Genomic DNA, 16,049 nt, shown 5'->3' on the forward strand with positions numbered 1-16,049 from the left:
TTTGCATATTACGAAGGCAGGCCCGAGAATGGCCCGGCCTATTGGTCGGATCGCGGCCTGCTCTGCTCGGCCAAATGTTCGCTGGTCCATCACAAGAAGCGGCTCTCGGAAGGCAGCGTACAGCAGCAACCGGCCCCCGAACCGTTCATGCCCGCCGGCAAACGATGAGCCATCGCATGGCTGGCTCGGCCATTAATTAGCCCTGCAAGCAATTCGTTAACCATAAATCTCCAGTATTTGCGCCAAATGATGAGGGAATCAGGCTTGGGATTTCCGTGGCGACCTTTCTTGCGGGCAGCACTGATGGCGGCAGCGGCAACGCTTGCCACGCTTTTGCCTGCCAAGGCGTCCGATTTCTCCGAACCGTGGAAGAAGCCCAACCGGGCGCTGGTCATCGACGCCTACGAGTACAACTCCATCGACTGGAACGCGCTGGCCTCCGACAAGCGCATCGTCGCCTTCATCAACAAGGCCTCCGACGGTTTGCCGCCGCCTTACGCCTGCTCCGGCGACGAAGAAGCCGTCAAGCTTTGCAAGGCACTGTGGAAACGCCATGCGGTGGCGCGCGAATTGTTCCACACCCGCCGCACTGTAGCGAAGGCGCTCGGCCTGGAATGGGGCGCCTACCATCTCGCCCGCCCCGGCAATCCGGTCGATCAGGCCAACAACTTCATCGATTTCGCCGAACCGGCGCCCGAGGACCTGCTTGCCCTCGACATCGAGGACAACGATCCCGATCAGTGGATGTCGCTGGACGACGCCGAGGAATTCGTTCGCCAGGTGCATCGCCGCATCGGCCGCTTTCCCATTCTCTACACCAACGGTTCGACTGCCAAGCACATCGCCGACAACCGCTATCGCTATCGCCTCCTGTCGCGGCTGCCGCTCTGGTATGCCCGCTACAAGCCCGACATCGACATGCATTTCCCGAAAGGCAATTGGGATAGCTACGCGCTCTGGCAGTTTTCAGCGCAGGCCAACTGCAACAGCCGCCGTTGCCCCTATCGCCCACCCGGCACCCCGCTGGACATCGACGTGAACGTCGCCCCGATGGCGGCGGATGAATTGCGCACCGCCTGGCCGTTCGGCCATCTCATCGATGTGCCGACCGACTATCTGGCCAGCGTCCCCGTCCCGATCTCACGCAGCGAAGGTCTCAAGGGCAAGGTCGAAATCACCTATGCGGCGGTTGCCACGCCGCCGACTGTCGGAGAGCTTGTCGCGGCAGTCAGCACCGGCTGGGCGAAGTTCCGGTCCGGCTGGACGCTACCCAAAGTGGCGGTGAAGCCGGCCAAGGAAAATCCTTATCCGTACGGCATGGCGGAATATGCTTTGGCCAGCCAAGAAGCCCGGACGACGCAGGTTGCCAAAGCCGATGCCGCCCCTAGTGTAGACCCTATCGCGACCGGATCGATCAAGAAGGACGCGCGACCTTACTGGCCCTAGGCAATCCGTCGAGCTTTGACGACCTCACCGTCTTCCTTGGTGAAATCACCGATATCTGGATTGGCAAGCAGGTCGAGAACGGTTTCCGAAGGCCTTGTCAGCGCCGCGCCCTTGTCCGTTATGACAATAGGACGCTCGATCAGGATCGGATGCGCCATCATGAAGTCGATGATCTCGTCGTCACTCCACTTCGGATCGTCCAGTCCATGCTCCGCATAGGGCGTACCCTTCCTGCGCAGCAGTTCGCGCGGCTTCATGCCCAACAGCGCAAGCAGTTCGACCAGCCTTTGCCGCGACGGCGGTGCCTTCAGATACTCGATGATTTCCGGCTCCTCGCCCGAGGCACGGATCATGGCGAGTGTGTTGCGCGAGGTGCCGCAGGAAGGGTTGTGGTAGATGGTCACGCTCATTTCACGAATTCCCTGTCAACCGCGCGCCAGCCGATGTCACGGCGGCAGAAACCCTGCGGCCAATCGATAAGGTCAACGGCGGCATAGGCCTTGGCCTGCGCTTCGCCGGCAGTCAGGCCGGTTGCCGTCACGTTGAGAACACGTCCGCCATTGGCAACAAGTTCGCCATCCCGCAAAGCCGTGCCGGCATGGAATACCTCCACGCCCTTGCCTGCCGCTGCCTCGACATTGCGGATAACCGAACCCTTTTCCGGTGAAGCCGGATATCCGTTCGCCGCCATCACCACCGTCAGCGCCGTCTCATCGCGCCAGCGCGCCGACATGTGCGAAAGCTGCCCATCCACCACCGCGTTCAGCAGCGTCAGCAAATCCTCCTTCAGCCGCATCATCAGCACCTGGCATTCGGGATCGCCGAAGCGGGCATTGAACTCGATCAGTTTCGGCGCGCCCTTGCCGTCGATCATCAGCCCCGCGAACAGCACGCCGGAAAACGGCATGCCTTTCTCGGCCATGCCGTGCATGGTCGGCTCGATGATCTCGCGCATGGTCCGTTCGACCACTTCAGGCGTCATCACCGGCGCCGGCGAGTAAGCGCCCATGCCGCCGGTGTTCGGCCCCGTGTCGCCCTCGCCAACGCGCTTGTGGTCCTGCGCAGTTCCGAATGGCAGCGCGGTTGCGCCATCGCACAGGCAAAAGAAGCTCGCTTCTTCGCCCGTCAGGAATTCCTCCACCACGACCTCAGCGCCTGCGCTGCCGAACGAGCCGTCGAAACAGGCTTCGAGCGCTGCAATCGCCTCGGCAAGCGTCATCGCAACGGTCACGCCCTTACCTGCGGCAAGCCCATCCGCCTTGATGACGATCGGCGCACCCTTTTCCTCGACATAAGCCCGCGCCGCAGCGAGACTATCGAAGCGGCCATAGGCTCCGGTCGGAATGCCGTATCGCGCGCACAGATCCTTGGTGAAGCCCTTCGACCCCTCGAGTTGCGCCGCAGCCTTCGAGGGGCCAAAGACGCGGATGCCCTTGGCGCGCAAGTCATCGGCAATACCTGCCACCAGCGGCGCTTCCGGCCCGACGACGACCAGGTCGATCTTCTTCTCTTGGGAGAACCGCGCCACCGCTGCGTGGTCGGCAACATCAAGCGCAACCAGTTCCGCCTCTTTGGCGATGCCGGGATTGCCCGGCGCTGCATAGAGCCTGGTCAACATCGGCGAAGCAGCAAGCCTCCAGGCCAGCGCATGCTCGCGGCCACCCGAGCCGAGAAGAAGAACGTTCATGCTGGCTGCACCTCGCTGTCCAATCCGATGGCGAAACTTCCGGTATGGGTCCGCAGCCCCTCGGTCAAGCTTTGGCAGAGCTTATCAAGGGCAATTCGTCGTCTTGACTGCATCGCCCGGCGCTGCCACTCCAGCGTCATGGAAACCATTCAGTCGAAAGCAGCCCAGGGGCGCGTCGCGGATGCGCCAAGCGGGCACTGGGTCTACCGGGTGCTGCCGCGCTGGCTGTGGCCCTATGCGCAGCTTGCCCGCTGGGACCGGCCTATCGGCTGGCAGTTGCTGCTTTGGCCGTGCTGGTGGTCGGCGGCACTTGCCGCCACGGCCTATGCCCGCCCGACCGATCCGATCCTGACGCTCTTGCCGCAGCCCTACACGCTTGTGCTTTTCCTCATCGGCGCCATCGCCATGCGCGGCGCGGGCTGCACCTACAACGACATCGTCGATGAAGACATCGACGTCGCCGTCGAGCGCACCCGCTCGCGCCCGCTGCCATCGGGAAAAGTCACGCGACGGCAGGCGTGGGCCTTCCTTGCCATCCAGGCGCTGATCGGGCTTGGCGTGTTGTTGCAGTTCAACAGCTTCGCCATTGGCCTCGGCATCTCGTCCTTGGTGATCGTCGCCATCTATCCGTTCATGAAGCGATTCACCGACTGGCCGCAACTCGTTCTCGGCCTTGCCTTTTCCTGGGGCGCGCTGATGGGATGGGCCAACGAGTTCGGAGACATCGATGCGCCCGCCATCATGCTCTATGTCGGCTCGATCCTGTGGGTGATCGGCTACGACACCATCTACGCGCATCAGGACAAGGAGGACGACGCTATCGTCGGCGTGCGCTCTACCGCGCGCCTGTTCGGCGACAACACCAAGGCATGGCTGGCCGGTCTCTATGCCGGTGCGCTTATGTGCTTTGCGGTAGCCTTCGCCAATGCGCAGGCGCCTGTGCCGGTCATGGCAGGGCTAATCGCAGCCGGCGCGCATATGGCGCGCCAGATCTCCACGCTAGACATCGACAATCCCGACCAGTGCCTGCGCCTGTTCAAATCGAACAATCAGGTCGGCTGGCTGGTCTTCCTTGGCATTGTCGGCGGCGCGGCATGGGCGGCGCTCAAGCCGCTCCTTTAGCGGCCCGCCCTCGGCTTGGGCAGCGCCCAAGATTCAGGTCAGGTCGAGCCGAGAATGTTGACTTTCGAGAACCGGAGCGGAGTGTACATATCGGTACATGAGCACCGGAAGCGCAGAAAGGCGGCATTCGCAGGCCGCCCTCACCTGAATCTACTCGGCGGCGATGATTTCCTCGCCATCGACCACCAGCCTGAGGCCGAGGTCTCCCGCGCGGCGGCGGGCGAGGAAGCGAGGCCGCCTCTGCATGGAAACGCGGCCCTTGCGACGGTCCTGCGGCGGCAGCGTCTTCAGTGCCGCGCCAAGGGATTCCTCCAGCGTGCGCGCCTCGCCATCCGCCTCGATCAGCAGCATCGGCAGCCTGTAGGCGTCGGCCCACGCGCGCCAGTCGGCGGCAACATCGTCAAGATCGTCGGCGACAAGCAGCGGCACTGAAAGCATCGGGTCGTTGTGCAACAGTTCCAGCGTCACGGTGACGTTTCCGTCCTCGTCTTCCATGGCGCGCGCAGCCACGCCGCGGAAGGCATTGGCCGGCAGCGCGATTATGGCGGGAAGACCGCTCATCTCCAGCGTGCGGCGGATGACGGCGCCGCGATGATCGATTGTGGAGGTCACGTCACCGCTGTCGTCGCGGGTCGCGTAGCTCACCACTTGCGGCAAGCGGAACGGGTCGAGGCGCATGTTGCGTCCCGCCCAGACTGGCTTCAGTCCAGATTTCATCAGTGCCTTCCTGTCTCTCCTGAGAGCCGGTTTTCCGGTTCTCCCCGGGCCGTTTTCCAGCCTCGTTATGGATCAGACGGTAGCGTGCGCACCTTACCGGCGGGCTTAAAAAAGTCGGTTAAATTTTGCTGATCTGCCAGATGGTTAGCGGAATCCGACCGGCCCCGCGAATTGGAAAGGATCAGATAACCTTACCGGGATTCATGATGCCTGCCGGATCGAAGGCAGCCTTCACCCGGCGCATCAGGTCGATTGCCATCGGCGGCGCTGTCGCGATCAGCTCGTCGCGCTTCAACTGGCCGATGCCATGCTCGGCGGAGATCGATCCGTCGAGCGCCCGCACCACGTCATGCACGGCCTTGTTCATCGCATGATAGAGGTCGAGGAAGGCTTGGTCGTCGCCGCCCTCAGGGCGCGAGATATTATAATGCAGGTTGCCGTCGCCCATATGGCCGAAGCAGACGATGCGCGCGCCGGGGCTGACGGAAGCCACCGCCTTTTCCGCCCGCTCGATGAAAGTCGGTATGGAGGAAATCGGCACCGAAATGTCGTGCTTGATCGACGCGCCTTCCGGCTTCTGCGCTTCCGGCAACAATTCGCGGAAATTCCAGAAGGCCTGCGCCTGCGCAAGGCTGGAGGCGATCACCGCATCGCCAATGATTTCCGCATCGAATGCCGCAGACAATATGTCTTCGATGAGGGCACGCGCGTCCTCCGCCGAGCGTCCGGAAGAAATCTCGGTCAGCACATACCAAGGCCAGTCGCCTTCCAGCGGGCGCACCACGCCGCTCGCATGGGCAAGCGTGAAATCGTAAGGGCGCTTGCCAATCAACTCGAATGCGGTCAGCGCGCTGCCGGCACGTGCACCAGCCGCTCCAAACAGGGCAAGGGCCGCCTCAGCCGATGGCAGGCCGACAAAGGCCACCTCGCGGCCCCTCGGCTTCGGGAACAGCTTCAACACCGCAGCCGTGATCACGCCCAGCGTGCCCTCTGCCCCGACGAACAGGTTCTTCAGGTCGTAGCCGGTGTTGTCCTTCTTCAGCTTGCGCAGATCGTCGAATACCTCGCCGGTCGGCAGCACCACTTCAACGCCAAGGCACAGTTCGCGCGCATTGCCATAGGCCAGCACATTGGTGCCGCCTGCATTGGAGGAAAGGTTGCCGCCGATCTGGCATGAGCCCTGCGCGCCCAGCGAAAGCGGAAACAGCCGGTCCACGCCATCCGCCGCCTGCTGAAGCGTCTGCAGGATGACGCCCGCCTCTGCCGTTACCGTATTGGACTGGACATCGATCTCGCGGATGCGGTTCAGCCTGGACAGCGACAGCACCACTTGCCTGCCGCTCGCGTCCGGTACCTGTGCGCCGACCAGCCCGGTATTGCCGCTTTGCGGCACCACCGGCGTGCGTGTCTCCGTGGCAAGCCTGAGGATCCGGCTCACCTCGTCCACGCTGCCCGGCCTCAGCACGAGCTGGCTGCGGCCATGCCACAGCCCGCGCGGCTCGATCAGATAGGGCGCGATGTCGTCCGGCGCGTGCAACGCATATTTGTCGCCGACAATTTTGGCAAAACGCTGGACAAGGGCGGGATCGAGTTGAGTGACGGCATCGTTCATGCGCGCAAACCTATTCCCCGGCCTCGGCCATGTCACGCGGCGCAGCCGCCCGCGCCAGCCGGTCGTTGATCGCTTCGCCCAAACCCTGCGTGGGAACAGACTCGACGGCGATGACGCCCGCGCCGCTGGCGTCCAGTTCGCGCATGAAGGAAAACAGGTTCGTCGCCGCTTCGCGCAGATCGCCGGTTGGCGACAGATTGAGCGTCATGGCCGCGTGATCGGCCCCCTTGGCGCGCGACGGCCCGAAGGCGAGCAGCGCCTCGCCTTGGCCCACGCTTACCGCATTGAGCCGCATCGCCGCGTTCGGCGCATAATGCGATGCCATCATGCCCGGCGCCTGGATGCCCTTCGCACCCCGTTCCAGCTTCATGCCAATGGCGGCCTCGATCTCTTCGGCCGCAATGCCGCCCGGCCGCAACAGTTTCAGCTTGCCGTCGTCCACCCTGACGATTGTCGATTCCACGCCGACGGGCGTTGCGCCACCATCGACTACCAACTTGATGCGCTTGCCGAGGTCAGCCGCCACCGCCTCCGCCGAGGTCGAGCTTATGTGGCCCGAACTGTTGGCGCTGGGTGCCGAAAGCGGCCTGCCAAGTGCTGCGATCAGCCTGTTGCCGAAGCCGCGCGGCATGCGTAGCGCAATCGTGTCGAGGCCGGCAGTCGCCAGCGGATGGATGCCAGCATCGGCCTTCAGCGGCACCACAAGCGTCAGCGGTCCGGGCCAGAACAGTTCGGCCAGCTTGCGCGACAAAGGATCGAACACGCCTACACGCTCGGCCATTTCCAACTCGCAGACATGGGCGATCAGCGGGTTGAAGCGCGGCCTGCCCTTGGCTTCATAAATGCGCGCGACAGCCTCGCCATTGGTGGCGTCGCCGGCCAGCCCGTAGACCGTCTCGGTCGGTATGGCGACGACCTCGCCCGCCTGAAGCAGCGCCAGCGCACGGTCCAGTGCCTTGTCGGCAGGAAGTATCTCAGCCACGGGCCAAACCTTTCTGGCGCCTGCCTACAGCGGCAGGCGGAAAGCGGCAAGCGTCGTCGGCAAAAGCCAATTCATTAAAATGCAAAGCGTGCTCACAAGCGGATATCAACGCTCCCGCACTATGGTCGTGGTGAAAGCTGGGGGAACAAGCTCTTGTCCTTGCGTATCATCACGATTGGAATGATTTCGCTTGCAGCCATGACGGGCAGCGCGGCGGCCTCGTCATTCGTCACTTTCGGCGAGCCCGCACCGGCCGCTACGCCGTCCATCGTGGTCATGGGCGCGCCGGACCCCATCAAAGTCGCGGCAACCGATTCCGCCAAGCCCGAGACCCCCGCCGACCCGTCCCAGCAGGCGCTTGGCCAGATGACGCCGGGCAGTTGGCAGCAATTGCCTTCCACGGCATCCGTCGAACCGGAAGTCATCAGCCCGTCCATCGTCGCCTATGGCACGCCGTGGCCGCCGGTAACCTATGAGAAGGTGGCAGCTATTCCGAAGAAGACTTCGTCCAAGGCCCACTTTGCGCCGATGGTCATCCGTGGCGGCCTCGTCGGCGACGTGTTCGCACCGGCAACAGCCAGCGCCCAGCCTCAGCAGGCTTCCGCTGATGGCGGTGCCACTGCGCCCGCTGATGCGCCTGCAACTTCGGCCCAACCCATGGCGGCAAACCGCAACCCTGCCCCGCAAGCGCGGTAAACCACGTCCTTTTGCATGAATTGCAATCGGTTGCCGCACAAGGCAGCCTGCCCCCAATTGCCAGAACGTGAGTGGGGGGACGTCATGCACTGGATCTTGAAGCCGTTCGCGGCCACCGTCTTGCTTGGTTTTTTGACACTGCCAGCAATGGCCGACACGTTTCTCGGCAGCTATGTCGCCCGCATCTCGCAAGACGACCATTTCGCCAGCGACGGCTATCCGCTCGACAGCGCGGCGCAGATGGTGAGGCAAGATCGCGCCAACTGGCATCGCTTCGGGCAGGTCGATCCCGAGGACGAAAGCGACCGCTGGTTCAAGACCAATCAGCAGCGTTCGCGTCTCCAGAAGATGCTTGAGCAACGCGGCGCAATGGACGCCGCCACGCGCCGCGCCATCACCAATGGCCGGTCGCTGATCCAGGTCGACGTCTACACAAGTCGCGTGCAGGTCATCCTACTGGAGCGCTGACCTGCCAGCACTACCGGCCCGGCCTATCCAGCGATCTTGGAGAAATCCGCGACCTGATCGGTCGCTGCGCGGATGCGCGTCAACAATGCAAGGCGGTTTGCCCGCACCGCCAGATCGTCATCATTGACCAGCACCTGTTCAAAGAATGAATCAACCGGTTCACGCAAAACGCTAAGCGCCAGCATGGCGCCGGAAAAGTCTTCCTTTTGAATCGCTTCGCCAGCTTTGTTCTCCGCCTGATTCACCGCGTCAAACAGCTTTTTCTCCGCGTCTTCCTTGAACAGCGAAGGCTCGACGGCGTCCGCAACCGCGGTGCCCTTCTTCTCCTCGGCAGCGAGGATGTTGGCCGCGCGCTTGGTGCCGGCCAGCAAGTTCTTGCCGTCATCCGTTTCAAGGAATTTGCCCAGCGCCTCGACCCTACGGACGATGGTGAGAAGGTCGTCGGATTCAGGCGTGATCACCGCGTCGATCAGATCGTGACGTGCACCCTGATCGCGAAGATAGACCTTCAGGCGGTCGTGGAAGAAGGAAAGGAGGTCGGCGAGTATCGCTTCGTTCCGTTGAAGCAGCGCAGCCTCGCTTGCGCCTTCGTCGGCATCGACCATCCGATAGGCAAGGCCTTTCGCTTCGTCAGCGGATAGGACGTTTTTGATCGTTCCCGTGAAAGCTGCCGAGCCTCTAGCCCTGAATTCCTCTCCCTTGAGCATCACAAGTAATGCTAGAGCGCTACGCTCTACAACGCGGCTTCTCAACCCGCAGCGCACCCCATTCTCGACCAACATCCGCACCACGCCCAGCGCGGCCCGTCTCAACGCAAATGGGTCCTTCGAGCCGGTAGGCTTCTCGTCGATGGCCCAGAAACCCACCAGCGTATCGAGCTTGTCGGCCAGCGCCACGGCGACCGAAACCGGATCGGTCGGAACGCGGTCGGAAGGCCCTTGCGGCTTGTAGTGATCTTCGATTGCCGCCGCGACCGAGGCATCCTCGCCTTGCAGCAGCGCGTATTTGCGGCCCATCGCTCCTTGCAGTTCGGGGAACTCGCCGACGATTTCGGTTGTCAGGTCGGCCTTGGCCAGCACCGCAGCGCGGGCGGCGAGATCAGGATTTGCACCGACAATCGGCGCAATCTCGCGCGCCAGTTCGCGAATGCGCTCCACCCGCTGCCCTTGCGTGCCAAGCTTGGCGTGGAACGTAACATTCAAGTGGTCGAGGCGCGCCATGCGCTGGTCGAGCGGCTTTGAAAGATCCAACCCGAACTTGTCGGCTGAGCCCTTCAACTGGTCGAGGTCAGGCACATTGGCCTGGTCGGTCTTCCAGAAATGCACCGCATCGGAAAGCCGTGCCCGCACCACCTTGCCGTTGCCGTGGGCGATCTCCTTGCCGCCGTCCTTCGCCTCGATATTGGCGACCAGCAGGAAGCGGTTGGCGAGCGCTTCGCCTTCACCTTGCGGGCGCGAGACAAAGCACTTCTGGTTGGCGCGAATGGTCAGCCGGATCACTTCCGGCGGAATGGCGAGGAAGTCCTGTTCGAACTCGCCAAGAAGCACCACCGGCCACTCGACCAGCCCGGACACTTCTTCCAGCAGGCCCTCGTCCTCGACAAGGTCCAGCCCGTTGGCAAAGGCAAGGTTCTTCGCATCCGACAGGATGATTTCCTTGCGCCGGTCGGCGTCGAGTACGACCCTTGCCGCTTCGAGCTTGGTCACATAGTCATCGAAGCGCTTGGCGGTGATTGCGCCCGGCACGTGGAAGCGATGGCCGTAGGTCACGTTGCCGGAACGGATGCCGTCGACCTCGAAGTCGACCACCACCGGCTCCTCGGTTTCCGGTCCAAACGTGCACAGGATCGATTGCAGCGGCCGCACCCAGCGCAGCGCGTCGCCGCCGCGCCCTTCGACGCCGCGATAGCTCATCCCCTTCGGACCGGACGCCGCGCCCCACCGCATCGACTTCGGCCATGGGAAGGACTTGATGATGCCGGGCATCAAATCGGCGATGATCTCTTCGGCCGCCCTGCCCGGCTTCGAGACATGGGCGACGTAGAAATCGCCCTTCTTCGGATCGGTATGGACGTGCGCCTCGTCAATCGAGTTCAGTCCGGCCGACCGCAGAAAACCCTGGATCGCCTGTTCGGGCGCCTTCGTGCTCGGCCCCTTGCGCTCCTCGTGAATGTCCTTGGAACGCGCGGTCAGCCCGCGAATGTCCAGCGTCAGCCGGCGCGGCGTCCAGTATTCGCGCGCCGCCTCGTAGGTCAGCCCGGCATCCACCAGCCCGTCCGTCACCATTTTCTTCAGGTCGCCCGCCGCCTTGCGCTGCATGCGGGCGGGGATTTCCTCGGAGCGAAGTTCAAGCAGAAGATCGGGCATTTATGCAGCCTCCCCGACCAGGGAAAACCCGCCGGCGTCGGTCAGAAGGAACGCCTCGCCACAGGCCTTGGCGAGGTTGCGCACGCGCAGGATGTAGCTTTGCCGCTCGGTCACCGAAATGACGCCGCGGGAATCGAGCAGGTTGAAGCAATGCGAGGCCTTGATGCACTGGTCGTAGGCCGGCAGCACCATGCGATGCGGGCCGCCATCGGTCGGCGCACCGGCCGCCAGCAATGCAAGGCATTCCTTCTCGGCATCGACAAAGTGGCGGAACAGCCGCTCCGTGTCTGCGAACTCGAAATTGTGGCGCGAATATTCCTGCTCGGCCTGCAGGAAAACCTCGCCATAGGTCACCTTTTCGGCGCCCTCGCGGCCGTTGAAATTGAGGTCGTAGACGTTGTCGACGCCCTGCACATACATGGCCAAGCGCTCCAGACCGTAGGTCAGTTCGCCCGCCACCGGAGCGCATTCGATGCCGCACACCTGCTGGAAATAGGTGAACTGCGACACTTCCATGCCGTCGCACCAGCACTCCCAGCCAAGCCCCCACGCGCCCAGCGTCGGGCTTTCCCAGTCGTCCTCGACGAAGCGGATATCGTGCAGCAGCGGATCGACGCCGATTGCGTTCAGCGAACCGAGGTAAAGCTCCTGCAAATTGTCCGGATTGGGCTTCAGGATCACCTGATACTGGTAGTAGTGCTGCAGCCGGTTCGGGTTTTCGCCATAGCGCCCGTCCTTGGGCCGGCGCGACGGCTGCACATAGGCGGCGTTCCAGGCCTTCGGGCCCAGCGCGCGCAGCGTCGTCGCGGGGTGGAAAGTGCCCGCGCCCACCTCCATGTCGTAGGGTTGCAGCACGACACAACCGTAGTTGGCCCAGTAGTTGTGCAGGGTCAGGATCAGCCCCTGGAACGAACGGCTGGGATGCATATGGGCGGGAAGATCGGCGCTCACGGGAATGGCCTCGGCGGCAATGGCAGGATGCGGACTTCCCTAGTGCCCCCGTCCATAGGCGTCAAGGCAATCGGCCTCGGCCACGTGCTGCAAACCTCACCGCGGTTTTCCCACACGTTTACGAATATCGACTATTTTCCGGTTCGTATGCCGGGGGCGCCGTTGGTCAAAGCAATCGTCGATATTCTTTTCACAGTGCTCAACGTCCTCAATTGGCTCGGATCGTTGCTGGCCCTGTTGCCGCTGATCGGCATGATGACGAATGCCAACGGCTTTCTGTCGGGGGGATTTTTCGACTATGTCCTGCTGACGTTCTTTCTCTCGCTGCCGGTCTGCGCGGCAACGTCAATGTTTATCTACAAAAAGCTCGAGAAACATACGACCGGGCTGGCGATCGCAGCCATACCCGCCTTCATCGCCTTGCTGATCATGTCCGCCGGCTGACGCGCCGACGGACCGTCGCAGTCGCTGTCTAACCTAGCCCTTCGGCTCGGTGGCCGGCTTGGGCTTTTCGGGCGGCGTGTCCTGTGCGGTGTTCGCCTCGATCGGCGGCAGGCCCTTGGCGAGTTTTTCCTGCACCGATGCAAGCACGTCTGGATCGGGCTTCAGGTCGCGGGCGTAGCTCCACTGGAAGGTCGCTTCCAGCTTGCGGCCAACGCGCCAATAGGCGTCGCCAAGGTGGTCGTTCAGCACCGGGTCTTCCGGCTTCAGCGAAACGGCGCGCTCCAGTTCACGCACCGCGTCCTCGAAGCGGCCAAGCTTGTAATAGGCCCAGCCCAGCGAATCGACGATGTAGCCATCGCTCGGCCTAAGGTCGACAGCCTTCTGGATCATCTCCAGCGCTTCCTTGAGGTTCATGTTCTTGTCGACCCAGGAATAGCCGAGATAGTTCATCACCTGCGGCTGGTCCGGGTTGAGTTCCAGCGCCTTGCGGAAGCTCGGCTCGGCCTTCGGCCAATCCTTCAGCCGCTCATAGGCGATGCCGCGCTGGTAGAAGATGTTCCAGTTCTCCGGCTGCGGGTTGGTCAGGCGCTCGGCCGCCTTGTCGTAGAGATCGGCGGCAGCTCGGAAATCCTCCTTCGAGGCGTAGACCCCGCCCAGCGCGATATAGCCGCGCATTTCGTCGGGCCGCGCCTCCACCAGCTTCTTCAGATGCGCGATCGCCTCGTCGTTGCGGTTGAGGTCGGCAAGGTTCAGGCCAAGCTGCAACTCTGCCACTTCCTTCAGCGGCGAGGTCTCGGGAATGCGCTTGTAGAAGCTGATCGCGCGTTCGCCGTCGCGCTGCTGTTCGGCCACCGCCGCAAGCTGCACCAGCGCGGTGTCGCTGTTCGGCTTCAGCGCCAGCGCATATTCGAGATAGAGCCGCACAAACGGCTCGCCGCCGCCACGGTTCAGAGCGGTCGCCAGGTTGATCAGTATTTCGGCCGCACCCTCGGCCGGATTGGCCACCAGCGGCTCGATCTTGTCGCCTTTGCTGATCTGCTCGCGCAGCGCCGAGATCTCGATCTTGCCGGAAACGAACGTCTCGGCCTGGTCGAGCGCTTCCAGCGCCTTGTCCTTCTCGCCATTGCGGGCAAGGAAGCGGGCATAGGATTCCACGCAGCGCAGCCATGTTTCGGGTGCAGCACCCGCCGCTGCCGAATTCTTCACCGTCGCTTCATAGGCCTCGCGCGCCTTGTCCTTCAGCCCGCTGGCGTCGGCGATGAGGGCGCGATGATACGACTTGAAAAGGTCGAACCATTCCGGCCCCTGCAGCTTGTCGACATAGGCCATGGCGTCAGCGCCGTCACCTGCCCCGGCACGCGCCCAGCCAGTCATCACGCCGGCAATCAACCGATCCAGATCGGCCTGCAGCGACAGCTTCAGCCAATACTCCGCCTTCGGGTAATCCTTCTTGCGGAATGTATCGACCGCCAGCGCCAGGCGCGAGAAGCGCTCGACGTCCGGCACCTCTTTCAGCTTGTCGGCATAGGGCAGCGATTCGTCGAAACGGCCTTGCGCGATCAGCGAAAGCATCAGGCTTTGCTGCAGCGTCGTGTCGTCCGGCGCGAAGGCCAGCGCCTGCTTGTAATAGGTGATCGCGTTGTCGAGGTCGTTGTCGCCTTCAGCAACGCGGGCAGCCAGGAACGCACCGGAAAACGAAGTTATTTCAATTGGTTTTGCTGCTTCCTGGGCAACAACAGCCTGACCCGGAAACACCAGCCCGGTCATCATAGCCAGGCCCGCGAGCCAGCGAACGCGTCTTTGCCGCATCGTATTCCTTTCAGACGAAATCGCCCCGACAACCTGCCGGGGCCCGCCGCAAAATCTCATGTCGCTGCAAAGCATGGCCTTTTTGCGATGCAGCTTCAATCCGCTAGCTGTCACAATCAGGTCACTCGCAATTCCACCGCCATTTCGAACCCGCTCGTGAGCTTACGGCGCGGTGCCGCACAAGCCGCGCGACACAGTGATTTACTTGTGAGATTGCTAATATAGGCGCACAATCCGCCGGGCAACAAAGAGGGGGGCATTCCGCAGTCAAATCGGGAGGAACCCATGAAAGATTTGACCCTCACAACCCTCGAGTTCGGAAAGACAAGCGTAAATGCCGCGGCTCTCGAAGCGCTCTCGACGCAATTGCGCGGCACTCTCTTGCGTAAGGAAGATGCTGCCTATGACGAGGCGCGCTCGATCTGGAACGCCATGATCGACCGCAAGCCGGGGCTGATTGTGCGTTGCGTCGGTGCCTCCGACGTCATCAGCGCCGTCCGCTTCGCCCATGACAACCACCTGCTGGTCTCGGTGCGCGGCGGCGGCCACAACATTGCCGGAACCGCAGTCTGCGAAGGCGGCATGATGATCGACCTGTCGCCGATGAAGTCCGTGCGTGTCGACGTCGCCGGCAGGCGCGCCACCGTTGAGCCCGGCGCAACGCTTGCCGATGTCGACAAGGAAACGCAGGCCTTCGGGCTGGTCGTGCCAACCGGCATCAACTCCACCACCGGCATTTCCGGCCTCACCCTCGGCGGTGGTTTCGGCTGGACGACGCGCAAGTTCGGCCTGACGCTGGACAACCTTCATTCTGCCGATGTGGTCACGGCCAAGGGCGAGCTTGTGCGCGCCAGCGTGGCGGAAAATCCGGACCTGTTCTGGGCATTGCGTGGCGGCGGCGGCAATTTCGGCATCGTAACGGCCTTCGACTTCCAGCTGCATAAATTCGGCCCGCAAGTCCTGTCCGGTCTCGTCGTCCATCCGTTTGCAGATGTCGAAAACGTCATGCGCGAATACCGGGCAGCCCTGGAAAAAGCCCCCGACGAACTCACCTGCTGGGTGGTCATGCGGCAAGCGCCGCCGCTGCCCTTCCTGCCTGCTGAATGGCACGGCAAGGAGGTGGTGGTTCTGGCCATGTGCTATGGCGGCGACCTAAAGGAAGGCGAAAAGGCAATGGCGCGCCTGCGCGGCATCGGCAAGCCGATCGTCGATGTCGTCGGCCCCAATCCTTTCACCGGCTGGCAACAGGCGTTCGACCCGCTGCTCACGCCCGGCGCCCGCAATTACTGGAAGAGCCACGACTTCATCGAACTGCCGGATTCGGCGGTCGGCGTGCTTGCTTCGGCCATCCGCAAGCTTCCGGGTCCCGAATGCGAGATTTTCGTCGGCCATGTCGGCGGTGCCGCCGGTCGCGTGCCTCCACATGCCACGGCATTCCCGCAGCGAAGCTCGCATTTCGTCATGAACGTCCATGCGCGCTGGCGCGAGGCCAGCATGGACAAGACCTGCATCGGCTGGGCACGCGGCATCTATGAAGCGGCCAAGCCTTTCGCAGCTGGCACCGCCTACATCAACTTCATGCCGGAAGACGAAGTGGATCGCGTCGAAGCCGCCTATGGCGCCAACTACAGGCGGCTGGTCGAGATCAAGCGCCGCTATGATCCGATAAACATGTTCCGGATGAACCAGAACGTGAAGCCAATGGAAGGCAAGCGCGCAGCCTGATCGGTCCGGCGACCGGCGGGGCAG

General features: G+C 62.9%; 14 protein-coding genes. 6 read left to right on the forward strand and 8 right to left on the reverse strand.

What is annotated here, in order from left to right:
• Window positions 1–303: 303 nt before the first annotated feature.
• Window positions 304–1,446 (forward strand): glycoside hydrolase family 25 protein, encoded by a 1,143-nt coding sequence (locus tag ACODTY_RS07385; RefSeq protein ID WP_488993713.1) that lies wholly within the window; start codon window positions 304–306, stop codon window positions 1,444–1,446.
• On the opposite strand, the gene arsC is transcribed toward ACODTY_RS07385, so the two are convergent.
• Both arsC and purD read right to left on the reverse strand, forming a co-directional pair.
• Window positions 1,443–1,856 carry an arsenate reductase (glutaredoxin) gene (gene arsC / locus ACODTY_RS07390; protein WP_488993641.1) on the reverse strand — a complete coding sequence of 138 codons (414 nt, stop codon included), beginning with the start codon at window positions 1,854–1,856 and terminating at the stop codon, window positions 1,443–1,445. The two genes, ACODTY_RS07385 and arsC, sit on opposite strands and share 4 nt — an antisense overlap.
• Complete coding sequence (gene purD, locus ACODTY_RS07395; protein ID WP_488993642.1) at window positions 1,853–3,133, reverse strand: phosphoribosylamine--glycine ligase; 1,281 nt, start codon at window positions 3,131–3,133, stop codon at window positions 1,853–1,855. The genes arsC and purD overlap by 4 nt, the downstream gene beginning before the upstream one ends.
• A gap of 138 nt (window positions 3,134–3,271) precedes the next feature.
• On the opposite strand from purD, the gene ubiA reads away from it, so the two are divergent.
• Window positions 3,272–4,255 (forward strand): 4-hydroxybenzoate octaprenyltransferase, encoded by a 984-nt coding sequence (ubiA, locus tag ACODTY_RS07400; RefSeq protein ID WP_488993714.1) that lies wholly within the window; start codon window positions 3,272–3,274, stop codon window positions 4,253–4,255.
• A 150-nt stretch (window positions 4,256–4,405) separates the two neighbouring features.
• Here ubiA and ACODTY_RS07405 read toward each other — a convergent pair whose 3' ends face one another.
• The 3 genes from ACODTY_RS07405 to ACODTY_RS07415 form a co-directional block, all read right to left on the reverse strand.
• A complete protein-coding gene (locus ACODTY_RS07405) occupies window positions 4,406–4,972 on the reverse strand; it encodes a DUF6101 family protein (RefSeq protein ID WP_488993643.1) in 567 nt (188 codons plus the stop codon).
• A gap of 181 nt (window positions 4,973–5,153) precedes the next feature.
• Complete coding sequence (locus ACODTY_RS07410; RefSeq protein WP_488993644.1) at window positions 5,154–6,584, reverse strand: FAD-binding oxidoreductase; 1,431 nt, start codon at window positions 6,582–6,584, stop codon at window positions 5,154–5,156.
• Between the two features lie 10 nt (window positions 6,585–6,594).
• On the reverse strand, window positions 6,595–7,566 hold the full coding sequence (locus ACODTY_RS07415; RefSeq protein ID WP_488993645.1) for an L-threonylcarbamoyladenylate synthase: 972 nt from the start codon (window positions 7,564–7,566) through the stop codon (window positions 6,595–6,597).
• 153 nt (window positions 7,567–7,719) lie between these two features.
• On the opposite strand from ACODTY_RS07415, the gene ACODTY_RS07420 reads away from it, so the two are divergent.
• Both ACODTY_RS07420 and ACODTY_RS07425 read left to right on the forward strand, forming a co-directional pair.
• Window positions 7,720–8,262 (forward strand): hypothetical protein, encoded by a 543-nt coding sequence (locus ACODTY_RS07420; protein ID WP_488993646.1) that lies wholly within the window; start codon window positions 7,720–7,722, stop codon window positions 8,260–8,262.
• 84 nt (window positions 8,263–8,346) lie between these two features.
• Window positions 8,347–8,730, forward strand: a complete 384-nt coding sequence (locus ACODTY_RS07425) for a hypothetical protein (protein WP_488993647.1) — start codon at window positions 8,347–8,349, stop codon at window positions 8,728–8,730.
• Between the two features lie 23 nt (window positions 8,731–8,753).
• On the opposite strand, the gene glyS is transcribed toward ACODTY_RS07425, so the two are convergent.
• Both glyS and ACODTY_RS07435 read right to left on the reverse strand, forming a co-directional pair.
• Window positions 8,754–11,096 (reverse strand): glycine--tRNA ligase subunit beta, encoded by a 2,343-nt coding sequence (gene glyS, locus ACODTY_RS07430; protein ID WP_488993648.1) that lies wholly within the window; start codon window positions 11,094–11,096, stop codon window positions 8,754–8,756.
• Window positions 11,097–12,023: a glycine--tRNA ligase subunit alpha gene (locus ACODTY_RS07435; protein WP_488993715.1), complete on the reverse strand. Its 927-nt coding sequence runs from the start codon at window positions 12,021–12,023 to the stop codon at window positions 11,097–11,099.
• Here ACODTY_RS07435 and ACODTY_RS07440 point away from each other — a divergent pair, their 5' ends adjacent.
• Window positions 12,024–12,491 carry a hypothetical protein gene (locus ACODTY_RS07440; RefSeq protein ID WP_488993649.1) on the forward strand — a complete coding sequence of 156 codons (468 nt, stop codon included), beginning with the start codon at window positions 12,024–12,026 and terminating at the stop codon, window positions 12,489–12,491.
• Window positions 12,492–12,524: 33 nt separating this feature from the next.
• On the opposite strand, the gene ACODTY_RS07445 is transcribed toward ACODTY_RS07440, so the two are convergent.
• Window positions 12,525–14,300 carry a tetratricopeptide repeat protein gene (locus ACODTY_RS07445; protein WP_488993650.1) on the reverse strand — a complete coding sequence of 592 codons (1,776 nt, stop codon included), beginning with the start codon at window positions 14,298–14,300 and terminating at the stop codon, window positions 12,525–12,527.
• A 285-nt stretch (window positions 14,301–14,585) separates the two neighbouring features.
• Here ACODTY_RS07445 and ACODTY_RS07450 point away from each other — a divergent pair, with 285 nt between their 5' ends.
• The gene (locus ACODTY_RS07450; RefSeq protein WP_488993651.1) at window positions 14,586–16,025 is read left to right on the forward strand and encodes an FAD-binding oxidoreductase; all 1,440 of its coding nucleotides are present in this window, start codon (window positions 14,586–14,588) and stop codon (window positions 16,023–16,025) included.
• The last annotated feature ends 24 nt before the right edge of the window (window positions 16,026–16,049 follow it).

The organism is Mesorhizobium sp. FG116 (assembly GCF_057809835.1).